12 protein-coding genes are annotated in these 12,277 nt (G+C 69.0%); 3 read left to right on the plus strand and 9 right to left on the minus strand.

The genetic code is table 11. From position 1 onward, the window contains the following. Positions 1-58 precede the first annotated feature (58 nt). From SOM08_RS12575 to lptF, 5 genes are read right to left on the minus strand one after another with little or no spacing between them, the layout of a single operon-like run. The gene (locus SOM08_RS12575) at positions 59-1,240 is read right to left on the minus strand and encodes a pyridoxal phosphate-dependent aminotransferase (RefSeq protein ID WP_322469047.1); all 1,182 of its coding nucleotides are present in this window, start codon (positions 1,238-1,240) and stop codon (positions 59-61) included. 10 nt (positions 1,241-1,250) lie between these two features. Next, positions 1,251-2,195 (minus strand): CysB family HTH-type transcriptional regulator, encoded by a 945-nt coding sequence (locus SOM08_RS12580; protein WP_070399902.1) that lies wholly within the window; start codon positions 2,193-2,195, stop codon positions 1,251-1,253. Beyond that, complete coding sequence (locus tag SOM08_RS12585) at positions 2,192-2,557, minus strand: sirohydrochlorin chelatase (protein WP_116956999.1); 366 nt, start codon at positions 2,555-2,557, stop codon at positions 2,192-2,194. Before SOM08_RS12585 ends, SOM08_RS12580 begins: the two co-directional genes overlap by 4 nt. A gap of 2 nt (positions 2,558-2,559) precedes the next feature. Continuing rightward, on the minus strand, positions 2,560-3,678 hold the full coding sequence (gene lptG / locus SOM08_RS12590; RefSeq protein WP_116957000.1) for an LPS export ABC transporter permease LptG: 1,119 nt from the start codon (positions 3,676-3,678) through the stop codon (positions 2,560-2,562). Next, positions 3,675-4,781: an LPS export ABC transporter permease LptF gene (gene lptF, locus SOM08_RS12595; RefSeq protein WP_116957001.1), complete on the minus strand. Its 1,107-nt coding sequence runs from the start codon at positions 4,779-4,781 to the stop codon at positions 3,675-3,677. Before lptF ends, lptG begins: the two co-directional genes overlap by 4 nt. A gap of 27 nt (positions 4,782-4,808) precedes the next feature. Between lptF and SOM08_RS12600 the strand changes: the two genes are divergently transcribed. From SOM08_RS12600 to SOM08_RS12610, 3 genes are all read left to right on the plus strand, one after another. After that, complete coding sequence (locus SOM08_RS12600; protein ID WP_116957002.1) at positions 4,809-6,308, plus strand: leucyl aminopeptidase; 1,500 nt, start codon at positions 4,809-4,811, stop codon at positions 6,306-6,308. Between the two features lie 14 nt (positions 6,309-6,322). Then, positions 6,323-6,754, plus strand: coding sequence for a DNA polymerase III subunit chi (locus SOM08_RS12605; RefSeq protein ID WP_322469048.1), 432 nt, complete (start codon positions 6,323-6,325; stop codon positions 6,752-6,754). Between the two features lie 163 nt (positions 6,755-6,917). Then, a complete protein-coding gene (locus SOM08_RS12610) occupies positions 6,918-8,117 on the plus strand; it encodes a branched-chain amino acid ABC transporter substrate-binding protein (RefSeq protein ID WP_322469049.1) in 1,200 nt (399 codons plus the stop codon). Between the two features lie 66 nt (positions 8,118-8,183). Here the strand turns inward: SOM08_RS12610 and SOM08_RS12615 are convergent, their stop codons facing one another. The 4 genes from SOM08_RS12615 to SOM08_RS12630 all read right to left on the minus strand — a co-directional run bounded on the left by SOM08_RS12615 (position 8,184) and on the right by SOM08_RS12630 (position 12,237). Continuing rightward, positions 8,184-8,747, minus strand: coding sequence for a glutathione peroxidase (locus SOM08_RS12615; RefSeq protein WP_322469050.1), 564 nt, complete (start codon positions 8,745-8,747; stop codon positions 8,184-8,186). Between the two features lie 67 nt (positions 8,748-8,814). Continuing rightward, complete coding sequence (locus SOM08_RS12620; protein ID WP_322469051.1) at positions 8,815-9,729, minus strand: AEC family transporter; 915 nt, start codon at positions 9,727-9,729, stop codon at positions 8,815-8,817. Between the two features lie 29 nt (positions 9,730-9,758). Further along, positions 9,759-10,169 (minus strand): DUF1850 domain-containing protein, encoded by a 411-nt coding sequence (locus SOM08_RS12625; protein WP_116957007.1) that lies wholly within the window; start codon positions 10,167-10,169, stop codon positions 9,759-9,761. Positions 10,170-10,182: 13 nt separating this feature from the next. Further along, positions 10,183-12,237: a TRAP transporter permease gene (locus SOM08_RS12630; protein WP_116957008.1), complete on the minus strand. Its 2,055-nt coding sequence runs from the start codon at positions 12,235-12,237 to the stop codon at positions 10,183-10,185. Positions 12,238-12,277 lie beyond the last annotated feature (40 nt).

Genomic DNA, 12,277 nt, shown 5'->3' on the forward strand with positions numbered 1-12,277 from the left:
CGCCACGGCTGTCCCCGAGGGGGCCGATCCGGCCGGGGGCGGCCCGGCGCCGGATCGATCACAGCCGCTGCAGGCGCTCCAGAGCGGCGACCAGGGTCTCGTCCTTCTTGGCGAAGCAGAAGCGGACCACCTTCTGGTCGAAGCCGTCGCCATAGAAGGCCGACAGCGGGATCGCCGCCACGCCGATCTCGGCCGTGAGCCAGCGGCAGAAATCGGCCTCCGGCAGTTCGCGCTCGGGCACGGCCAGGGCGGAGATGTCCACGCACTGGAAGTAGGTGCCTTCGCCCGGCAGCAGTCGGAAACGGGTCTTCGCCAGGCCCTGGCGGAACAGGTCGCGCTTGTGCTGGTAGAAGGCCGGCAGATCGCGGTAGGGCGCGGGGTCGGCCATGTAGGCCGCCAGGGCGTGTTGCATGGGCGTGTTCACCGTGAACACGTTGAACTGGTGCACCTTGCGGAACTCGGCCGTGAGCGGGGCGGGCGCCAGCACGGTGCCCACCTTCCAGCCGGTCACGTGGTAGGTCTTGCCGAAGCTGCTGACGATGAAGGCGCGCGCCGCCAGGCCGGGGTAGCGCGCGGCGCTGTGGTGCGGCAGGCCGTCGAACACCATGTGCTCGTAGACCTCGTCGCTGATGAGCACGATGTCGGTGGGCGCGAGCAGTTCGTCCAGGCGGCGCATCTCGGCGTCCGTCCAGCACATGCCGCTGGGGTTGTGCGGGGTGTTGACGATCAGGGCGCGCGTGCGCGGCGTGATGGCCGCGGCGATGGCGTCGAAGTCGGGGCGGAAGCTGCCCGGCACCAGCGGCACGCGCACCACGCGCCCGCCGGCCAGCTCGATGTTGGGCACGTAGCTGTCGTAGCAGGGTTCCAGCACGATGACCTCGTCGCCCGGGTGCACCACGGCCAGGATGGCGGTGAGGATGGCCTGGGTGGCGCCGGCGGTGACGGTGATCTCGGTGTCCGGGTGGTAGCGGCGGCCGTACAGCGCCTGCACCTTGTCGGCCATGGCCTGGCGCAGCGCGGGCACGCCGGTCATGGGCGGGTACTGGTTGTGGCCGGCGCGCATGGCCCCGTCGACCGCGTCCAGCAGGGCCGGGTCGCAGCCGAAGTCGGGAAAGCCCTGGCCGAGGTTGACCGCGCCGTGCTCGGCCGCCAGCGTGGACATGACGGTGAAGATGGTGGTGCCCACCTGGGGCAGGCGCGAGGCGAGGGCGGGGGTGCGGGGCTGGGTCACGGTGTCCATGGTGTGGGGTTCAGATGTCGTATTCGTCGGGTTCGCCGGCCATGGCGCGCTGGATCAGCTCGCGCGACAGGCGCTCGGACAGCAGCTCGGCAAAGCGCAGAACGAACTGGCGCAGGTAGGTGCCGCGCTTGAAGGCCACGCGGGCGAGGTTGTGGCCGAACAGCGCGCCCGCGGGCCGCGAGACCAGGTCGGGCGTCTGGTTCTCGCCCTTGACCGCCATCTCGGCCACGATGCCCACGCCCATGCCCAGCTTCACGTAGGTCTTGATCACGTCCGAGTCGATGGCCTCGAGCACGATGTTGGGCTGCAGGTGGCGCAGCGCGAAGGCCTGGTCGATGCGCGTGCGCCCGGTGAAGCTGGGGTGGTAGGTGATGAGCGGCAACTGCGCCAGCTCCTCCAGTCCGATGCGCTCGCGCGCGAGCATCGGGTGGTCGAAGGGGAACACCAGCACGTGCTGCCATTCGTAGGCGGGCAGGGTGACGAGCTCGGGGTAGTTCACCAGCGATTCGGTGGCCATGCCGATCTCGGCCACCTCCTCGATCAGCATGCGCGCCACCTGGTCGGGCGAGCCCTGGTGCAGGCTGATGCCGACCTTGGGGTAGGCCTGGCGCAGCGCGGCCACCGGCCCCGGCAGCACGTAGCGCGCCTGGGTGTGGGTGGTGGCGATGGACAAGGTGCCGCTGTCCTGTGCCGAGTACTGCTCGCCGATGCGCTTGAGGTTGTTCACCTCGCGCAGGATGATGTCGATGCTCTTGAGCACCTGCTGGCCCGGCTCGGTGACGCGTTTGATGCGCTTGCCGTGGCGGGCGAAGATCTCGATGCCGAGCTCGTCCTCCAGCTCGATGATGGCCTTGGACACGCCGGGCTGCGAGGTGTGCAGCGCCTTGGCGGCCTCGGTGAGGTTGAGGTTGCGGCGCACCGCCTCCTGCACGAACTTGAACTGGTGCAGGTTCATGCACCCTCCTTCAAGGCCTGTGTGGCCAGCAAGTCGATCAAACGTGGGTCTTCGCCGGCGGTGGGCATGAGCTCGATGGGCACGCCCGGGTGCTCGCGCCGCACGCCCTCCACCAGCCGGGGCAGGTCCTCGCGCGCGTGCCGGCCCATGCCGAAAAACAGTGGCAGCACGCGCAGTCGAGTGGCGCCGGCGCGCACCAGGCCGCGCGCGGCCGTGGGCAGATCGGGCTCGGTGAGCTCCAGGTAGGCGGTGCCGGCCAGCGTGTCGGGCGCGCGTTCGGCGATGCGCCGCGCCACGGCCTCCACCGGCGCGCGCCACTGCGGGTCGCGCGAGCCATGGGCGAAGACGATGACGCCCAGCATGGTCAGCGCTTGAGCACCAGCCACCCGAAGGCGCCCAGCGAGAAGACCGAATAGATGAGCGCCGGCGAGGCCGCCGCCAGCCAGGGCTGCCACTGGTTGAGGTTGCCGATGTAGCCGAACACGTTGTTGAGCAGGAAAAAGCTGATGCCGATCATCACCCCGCCGAACACGTAGCCGGTGATGCTGCCCGAGCGGAAGTGCAGGTAGGCGAAGGGCAGGGCCAGCACCACCATCACGAGACAGGACAGCGGGTAGAACACCTTGCGCCAGAACTCGATCTCATGGCTCTGCGCGGTCTGGCCGTTGGCCTCCAGGTGGCGGATGTAGGCGAACAGGTCGGCCGTGCGCATGCGCTCGGGCTTGAGCAGGGCCACCGACACCATTTCGGTGTTCAGGCTGGTGGGCCAGCGAAAACTCTCCAGGGTGCTGCGCTGCACCTTGGCCGACTGCTGGCCGGCGGCGTCGAACTCGCGCCGCTGCACGTGGCGCAGCGTCCAGCTCTCGTCGTTCTCGATGCGCCCGCTCTGCGCGTGCAGCGTGGACACCAGGAAGCCCTGGTTGTTGAACTCGAAGATGCGCACATTGCCCAGCTCGCCCTGCGGCGACATCGAACCCACGTTGACCGAGAAGTTGCTGTAGGGCTGCTTCTCTTTCAGCCAGGCGCCGGTCTGGCCCAGGCTGATGGCGCCCTGGAAGCGTGCCTTGTGCAGTTGCGCGCCGCGGTCGGCCAAGGGCGCCAGGTAGTCGCCGATGGCGAAGGTCAGCAGCACGAACACCGCGCCCAGCCCCAGCATGGTGCGAAGGGCGCGCCAGGGCCCCAGGCCGCTGGTGCGCAGGATGGTGTACTCCGAGCCCTGGGCCAGGCGCGCGAGCACGAACACCGAACCGATCAGCACCGCGATCGGCAGCAGCTCGTAGATGCGGCTGGGCGTGAGCAGGCCCACGTACAGCAACGCGTCCGGCAGGCCGTAGACGCGCGTCGGGTCGAGCACCGAGGCCTTGCCGATGTCGGGCAATTCGTCGACGAAATCGAAGAAGAAGAACAGCGACAGGAAGGCCAGCAGCACGAAGAACACGGCAGCGAACACCTCGCCATAGATCAGCCGGCGGATGGTTTTCATGCGTCGGCCTCCCGGCGGCGCCAGCCCGTGAGCAGGTCGCGCAGGCTCAGGCCCTGGTGGCGCTTGTAGAACCACACCAGCGTGAGCAGCAGCACGCCGCCGTGCAGGCCCAGCATGAAGGGCAGCAGATCGATCACGCCGCGCGCCACCCAGTTCTGCCCGATGTTGAGCAGGTTGTAATAGAAGACGAAGGCGAACAGCGTGAAGAACAGGTTGCCGCTGCGGCCCGCGCGCGGGTTGCCCACGGTGGTGGCCAGGGCGATCAGCACGAAGTTGAAGGCCGTGATCGCCAGGCCCACGCGCCAGCCCAGCTCGGCCAGGTTGGCGCGGCTGGGGTCCATGATGAGTTCCCAGCTCGGGCGGGCCTTGAGCTCCACGCCCGCCCCGAGGTTGCCGCCCGCCTGGCCGATCTGCGTGCCGTACTCGCCGAAGTCGCTCACGCGCAGGCCGCCGTCGGGCCGCGTCTCGAGCCGCTGCCCGTTGTTGAGCATCAGGAACTGGCGCTCGTCCAGCCATTCGACGCGGCCCGAGCGCGCCGAGGTGATGGTTTCGCTGCCGTTGGGCTCGGTGCTCGAGATGAAGATGTTGCGGCCCTCGGTGCCGTCGGCCGTGTCCTTGTCGATGAAGAACACGCGTCGGCCGCTGGAGGACTCCTGGAATTGCCCCGGCTCCACGCGCTCCAGGTCGCCGCGCCGCTCGAAGCGGTCGCGCAGGTCGTTCACCTGCTGGTTCGCCCAGGGCCAGACGAAGAACACCATCAGCATGATCACCAGCAGCACCGGCCAGGCGAAGCGCAGCAGCGGCCCCAGAAAGCCCCCGAGCGAGCGTCCGCTGGTAAACCAGATGATCATTTCGCTGTCGCGGTACATGCGCGAGAGCGTGAACACGATGGAAATAAACAGCGCCAGGGTGAGCACCGTGGGCATGCGCCCGATGACGGTGTAGCCCAGCACCAGCATGATCTCCTGGGGATCGACGCTGCCCTTGGACGCCGCCCCCAGCGTGCGGATGAGCAGCATGGTGAGCACGATGGTGAAGAGGATCACCAGGGTGGCCCCGAAGCTGCGGGCGAGCTCCTTGCGGATGGACGAATGGAATAACATCGATTGGCTACAGAACGAACCCGAATTATGAACTTCGACCTCAAGACCCTGAGCCCGGCCCAGGCCGCCGAATTCCCCGCCGATGCGCTGCTGGTGCTGGTGCCCGATGCGCTGCCCAAGGGCCAGTCGCCGCTGCACGCGCTGGTGGCCCGGGCGCTCAAGGACGACGACCTGGAAGGCGGCGTGAGCAAGAGCCTGGCCTGCTACCGGCCCGAAGGCATCAAGGCGCCGCGCGTGCTGCTGGTGCGCGCCGGCACGGCCGACGCCGCCGCGCTGCGCAAGGCGGTGGGCGCGGGCGTGGCCCAGCTCAAGGCGCCGGGCGTCACCCGCCTGGCGGTGGTGCTCTCTCTCGTGGCAGTCGACGCCGATGGGCTGCGCGCCGCCGTGCAGGCCTGCGCGGATGCCTCCTACGTGTACACCACCACCAAGCCCAGCGCCAAGCCGCGCGCCCTGGCCAAGGTCACCTTCGGCGTGAGCGACGCCGGCGCCGTGCGTTCGGGCTTCCAGGCCGGCAAGGCCGTGGTGGCGGGTGTGGAGTTCGCCAAGGAATGGGCCAACCGCCCGGCGAACCACGCCACGCCCAGCCGCCTGGCCGACGCCGCGCGCCAGCTCGGCCGCCTGCCCGGTATCAAGACCGAGGTGCTGGGCCCGCGCGAGGTGGAGGCCCTGGGCATGGGCTCGTTCATGGCGGTGGCCCAGGGCTCGGCCGAGCCGCTGCGCTTCATCGTGCTGCGCTACCAGGGCGCCGGCAAGGCCGACGCCCCCGTGGTGCTGGTCGGCAAGGGCATCACCTTCGACACCGGCGGCATCAGCCTGAAGCCGGCGGCCGAGATGGACGAAATGAAGTTCGACATGGGCGGCGCGGCCAGCGTGCTGGGCACCTTCGCCGCCCTGGCCGAGGCCAAGCCGGCCCTCAACGTGGTGGGCCTCATCCCCAGCTGCGAGAACATGCCCGACGGGCGAGCCATCAAGCCCGGTGACGTGGTCAAGAGCATGAGCGGCCAGACCATCGAAATCCTCAACACCGACGCCGAGGGCCGGCTGATCCTGTGCGACGCGCTCACCTACGCCGCGCGCTTCAAGCCGCGCGCGGTGGTCGACATTGCCACGCTCACGGGCGCCTGCGTGATCGCCCTGGGCGCGGTGCGCAGCGGCCTGTTCAGCGCGCGCGACGAGCTGGCCCAGGCCCTGGCCGAGGCCGGCGAGCAGTCGGGCGACCTGTGCTGGCGCCTCCCGCTGGACGACGACTACGCCGAAGGCCTGAAGTCCAACTTCGCCGACGTGGCCAACGTGGCCGGTCGCGCGGGCGGCGCCATCACGGCGGCCAAGTTCCTGCAGCGCTTCGCCACCGAACTGCCCTGGGCGCACCTGGACATCGCCGGCACGGCCTGGCGCGGTGGCGCGGCCAAGGGCGCCACCGGCCGCCCGGTGCCGCTGCTGCTGCAGTACCTGTTGAACGAGGCCGCGCGCCCCGCCGGCCAGGCCAAGGCCAAGGCCAGGGCCAAGGCGCGCAGCGCCAGCCGCTGAAACCGGGTCGCGCCGTGGCCGAGGTGGCCTTCCATTTCAACGCGCCCGACAAGGCCGCTTACGTCTGCCGCCTGCTGCGCAAGGCCTACCTGAAGGGCGCGCGCGTGACCGTGCTGGCGCCCGGCGACCAGATCGACGCCCTGGACCGCGGGCTGTGGCTGCTCGCCCAGGGCGAGTTCGTGCCCCACTGTGTTCAGGCCGACCCCGAGCCCACGCGCCGCCACTCGCCTGTCCACCTGCTCGATCGGCTGGACGAGCGCGCGCCCACCCAGGTGCTGGTCAACCTGGGCGAGGCCGTGCCGGACGACTACGCGCGCTTCGAGCGCGTGATCGAGGTCGTGGGCCTGAACGACGAGGACCGCGCCTCGGCGCGTCAGCGCTGGCGCCGCTACCAGGCCGACGGCATCGAGCCGCAGCGCCACGACCTGAAGGCCGCTGGCGAGTGAGCCGCGGGCCGCGCGAGGGCTTCAGGAAAACCCTCGAACGGCTCTCCGAACCCTGCTTTAGGCTGCTGTCCCGGCCAAAAGCCGGATCGTTTTGGAGTATCTTTATGCGGTGGAGAAAAAAAGTTCCCTCCGCAAATCAATCCATCCTTATCAAGGAAATCCCATGCAAGTGAACATGAAACTGGCAGTGCTTGCCGCCGCCGTCGCGCTCGCCGCCTGTGGCAAGAAGGAAGAGGCTGCTCCCGCTCCCGCCGCGGCGCCCGCTGCGGCACCCGCCCCGGCCGCACCGCAGGAGGTCGTGGTCAAGATTGGTCACGTCGGCCCCACCAGCGGCGCGATCGCTCACCTGGGTAAGGACAACGAGAACGGCGCCCGCATGGCGATCGAGGAACTGAACGCGGCTGGCCTCACCATCGGTGGCGCCAAGGCCAAGTTCGAGCTGCTGGCCGAAGACGACGCCGCCGATCCCAAGCAGGGCACGGCCGCCGCGCAGAAGCTGGTCGACGCCAAGGTCAATGGCGTCATCGGCCACCTGAACTCCGGCACCACCATCCCCGCCTCGCAGCTCTACAACGACGCGGGCATTCCCCAGATCTCGCCCTCGGCGACCAACCCCAAGTACACCCGCCAGGGTTTCCCGGGCGCGTTCCGCGTGGTGGCCGACGACGTGCACCTGGGCGGCACGCTCGGCAAATACGCCATCGAAACCCTCAAGGCCAAGAACGTGGCCGTGATCGACGACCGCACGGCTTATGGCCAGGGCGTGGCCGACGAGTTCGAAAAGGGCGTGAAGGCCGCTGGCGGCAGCGTGGTGGGCCGCGAGTTCACCAACGACAAGGCGACCGACTTCAACGCCATCCTGACCACCCTGAAGGCCAAGAAGCCGGACGTGGTGTTCTTCGGCGGCATGGACGCCGTGGCCGGCCCCATGCTCAAGCAGATGAAACAGCTCGGCATCAAGGCCAAGTTCATGGGCGGCGACGGCATCTGCACGTCCGAGCTGCCCAAGCTGGCCGGCGACGGCATCAGCGACGAGCAGGTTTACTGCGCCGAGGCCGGTGGTGTTGAAGGCGAGCAGAAGGCCGGCATGGACAAGTTCCGCGCCGACTTCAAGACCAAGTTCAACGCCGACGTGCAGGTGTACGCCCCGTACGTGTACGACGCCGTCAAGGTCATGGCCAACGCCATGGTCACCGCCGGCTCGGCCGATCCGAAGGTCTACCTGCCCGCGCTCAAGGCCACGAACTACAACGGCGTGACCGGCAAGATCGAGTTCGACGAAAAGGGCGACATCAAGAACGGTGCCCTGACGCTCATGACCTACAAGGGCGGCAACCGCACCACCATCGCCGTGATCCGCTGATCCCCTCAGCCCTCGGCCAGCAAAAAGCCACCGCTTGCGGTGGCTTTTTCTTTGGGCGCACGGTGTTCAGCCCTTGGCCGCCAGCGCCGCCTCCACCGCCCGGGTCAGGGTGCGGCCCATGGGCTCGGTGGCGCTGGCGAACTGATCGATCACGCGGCCGTCGCGGCCGACCAGGTACTTGTGGAAGTTCCAGCGCGGCGACACGCCCGTTGCCTGGCGCAGCTGCAGGTACAGCGGGTTGGCCTGCGCGCCCGTGACCACGCTCTTGTCGAACATCGGGAAGCGCACGCCGTAGGTGTTGAAGCACAGCTCGGCGATCTGCTTCGCGTCGCCGGTTTCCTGGGCGAAATCGTTCGACGGGAATCCGAGGACCACCAGCCCCTGCTCGCGGTACTTGGCGAACAGCGCCTCCAGGCCTTCGTATTGCTTCGTGAAGCCGCAGTAGCTGGCGGTGTTGACCACCAGCAGCACCTTGCCCGCGTACTGGCACAGGTCCTGTGGCGCGCCGTCCTGCAGGCGGGGGAAGCGGTGGTTCAGCAGGGCGGGGCAGGCGCCCGCCCGGGCGAAGGGGGCGCCCAGCAGGGCCAGCGGGGCGGCAAGGCAGAGGAGGCGGCGTTTCATGCGAGGCATTGTGGGCCGCCGCCCGACGGTCGACAACCGGGCGTCCCAGCGCCCCTGGCGCGAGCCGGGAGAAACCTCAGCGAAGGCCGCCCAGCACCCCCAGTGCGAAGGGCAGGCTCAGCATGCCCAGCAGCGTGGACAGCGTCACCAGTCCGGCCACGTAGGGCCCGTTGTAGCCCATGCGCGCGGCCAGCACGTAGCAGCTCGACGCCGTGGGCACGGCAGAAAAGGTCAGCAGCACGGCGGTCTGCGTGGCATCCAGCCGGAACAGCCGGGCCAGGCCGAAGGCCATCAGCGGCATGGCCAGGTGCTTGATGGCCAGCACCGCCACCGCCAGCGTCTTGGCCGAGGCCATGCTGCCGAACTGCATGCCCGCGCCGGCCGCCATGAGGCCCAGCGCCAGCGAGGCCTGGCCGATGCGGTTGACCGTGGGCGCGAGCCAGTCGGGCAGCGAGAAGCCCAGCAGGTTGGCGAGCAGGCCCGATGCCGTGGCGATGATCAGCGGGTTGCGCAGCAACTCGCGCCCGAAGCCCTTGTTGGCGTGGCGCGCCATGGGCCAGACGGCCCCCACGTTGAAGATGGGCACGCAGCAGCCGATGATCACCGCCACCATCAGCAGCGCCTGCGGGCCCGCGATCCGGTCGGCCAGCGCGAGCAGGATGAAGGAATTGAAGCGAAAGCCCACCTGCGCACTGGCCGCGTGCAGCCGCACGTCGATGCACCGGCCCAGCCAGGGCCAACGCGGCAGCGAGTAGGTGAGGGCGATGGCGCACAGCGCGAGCGACACGGCCGCGCCGACCAGGGCGGAGGCGGCCCCCAGGTCCAGCGGGTTTTTGACGATGCTCTGAAACAGCAGCACCGGGAACAGGAAGTAGTAGACCAGGCTCTCGACCTGTTCCCACACCGGGCGGTTGAGCTTGGTGAAGCGGCACACCAGGTAGCCGCACAGGATGAGCGAGAAATCGGGAAAGAGCAGTTGGGCGAAGTTCACGGCGCGAATCGTAAGGGCGCGACGTGGCCTCAGCGCGACGCCGCCCGCTCGCAGGCCGTCATTTCGGTGACCTTGCCATCGGAGCGCAGCCAGTGGCCCATGGGCTGGCAGCGGCCGTTCACGCACAGCTCGAAGTCGGCGGTGAACTCCGAGCGCGTGAGCGGCAGCCGCCGGGGCGATCGCTCCGTGGGCGTGTAGTGGTACCAGCCGTCGCGCAACCGGGCGTCGGGCGGCGGCTCCATGCCCGCCGCGGAGCCCTTGATGCGCGCGGCGGTGGCCAACAGGCGCGCGGGCGGTCCGCTCACCTCGTAGTCTTCTTCCCAGCGCACCTTTTCGATGCTGTGCACCCACGCCAGGGTGAAGTGCCGGCCCGGCACGAAGACCGCGTGTTGCGGGGCCGCGGCCAGCGCCAGGCACAGCCCCAGCAGGCCCGCTGCCACTTTGTCGCCCGCCTCAGCGCGCGCCGGCCCGGCCCATCGCCGGGCGGCGTGTGCGCCACCAGTGCCAGGCGACGAAGAGCACGATCGCCGCCAGGCCGATCTCGTCGGTGAGCGGCAGGGCGGCCACCAGGAAGCAGGCGGCCACCACCGCCCACAAGCGCTCCCACCACGCCAGCGGCGCGAACAGGAAGCCGATGGCGCCCGCCCCCCACATCGCGATGGCCAGCACCGCCTTGAGGACGACGTAGGCCACGGCGCCCCAGTCGTCGCTCTGCATCATCAGCGCGGGGGAGTACACCGCCATGAAGGGCATGATGAACCCGGCGATGGCCACGCGGATCGCCTGAACGCTGATCTTCAGCCCCGTCTCCCGTGCGATGGGGGCGGCTGCGAAGCAGGCCAGGGCCACCGGCGGGGTGAGGTCGGCCATGATGCCGAAGTAGAAAACGAACATGTGCGAGACGATCAGCGGCACGCCGAGCTCAAGCAGCACCGGCGCGGCGAGCGAGCTGGTGATGATGTAGTTGGGGATGGTCGGAATGCCCATGCCCAGCACGAGGCAGGTGAGCATGGTCAGCAGCAGGGCCAGAAACAGGTTGTCGTGTCCGATGGCGATCACGCGTCCGCCGATTTCGGCCGCCACGCCCGTGAGGTTGATGACCCCGATGATCACGCCCACGAGCGCGCAGGCGATGGCCACCGGCAGCGCGTGGCGTGCCCCATCCACCAGGCTTTGCACGGCCAGCTGGCGGGCATCGCCGCCGCGGCGAAGCGCAAAGCTCAGGGCGACCAACAGCAGCGTGATCACGTAGAAGGTGCCCACCCCGAAGTGGTAGAAGCCCGCCGTGGCCAGGCCCAGCAGCACCCAGGCCAGCACGCGCAGCGCGTTGCCTTTGACGCCGCTGATGACGGCGGCGCCAAAGATCAGGATGACCGTGAGCCCCAGCCCTACCGTGCCCGAGAACAGCGGTGTATAGCCGGAGAACAGCAGGCCGACCAGGCCGGCCAGTGGCAGCAGGAGATACCAGCGGTCCTTGACGGCGGCCCAGGGGTTGGGGCATTCGTCTTTGGGCAGTCCCAGCAGGCCCTTGCGGCCGGCTTCGAGGTGCACCATCCAGAACGCGGTGCCGAAGTAGAGGATGGCGGGAATCAGGGCGGCCTTGACGATGTCCACATAGGGCACGTTGATCGTCTCGGCCATGATGAAGGCCACCGCGCCCATCACCGGCGGCATGATCTGCCCGCCCATGCTGGCGGTGGCCTCCACGCCGCCGGCGAAGGCCGGCGAGTAGCCGAAGCGTTTCATCAGCGGAATGGTGAACTGGCCCGTGGTGACCACGTTGGCCACGCCGGAGCCGTTGATGGTGCCCATCAGTCCGGAAGAGATGACCGACACCTTGGCCGGGCCGCCGCGGGTGTGGCCCACCGTGCCCATGGCGAAGTCGTTGAACAGGCGGATCATGCCGGCCTGTTCCAGGAAGGCGCCGAACAGGATGAACAGAAAGATGTAGGTGGACGACACGTAGGTGGGCGTGCCGTAGATGCCCTCGGTGCCGAAGCCGAGTTGGCCGACGACCTGGTCGAGCCCGTAGCCCCGGTGGGCGAGCACGCCCGGCAGGTATTGGCCGAAGAGGGCATAGGCAAGAAACATCGCGCAGATCAGCGGCAGGCCCCAGCCCATGACCCGTCGCGCGGCCTCGAACACCAGTGCGATGGTGACCACACCGACCACCCAGTCCGGTGCGATCAGCTCGCCCGCGCGCGCGGTCAGGTCGGCTTCGTAGACCCAGTGGTACAGCCCGAACAGGAAGCCGACCCCGCCCAGCACCCAGCCCAGCGCTCGGCCGAGCGCGCCCAGTGCCCCCTCGCGCTGTTCGAAGGGCGGGTACAGGGCGAAGATCATCAGCAGGACGAAGCCCACGTGGATGGCCCGAATCACCTGGCTCGACAGGGGGTGGAAGGAGGCCATCCAGATCTGGTAGGCCGAGAAGGCGATGGCCACCCAGAAGATGGCGCCGCGCAAGGGCGCGTGGGTGGGGGTGTCGGCGGAGGGTGTCGCGTCGCTCATGAAATCCTCGACTCGGGACGGGCAAGAAAGCACAACGGCC

The sequence above is a fragment of the Hydrogenophaga sp. SNF1 genome, from assembly GCF_034421675.1.
GTDB lineage: Bacteria > Pseudomonadota > Gammaproteobacteria > Burkholderiales > Burkholderiaceae_C > Hydrogenophaga > Hydrogenophaga borbori.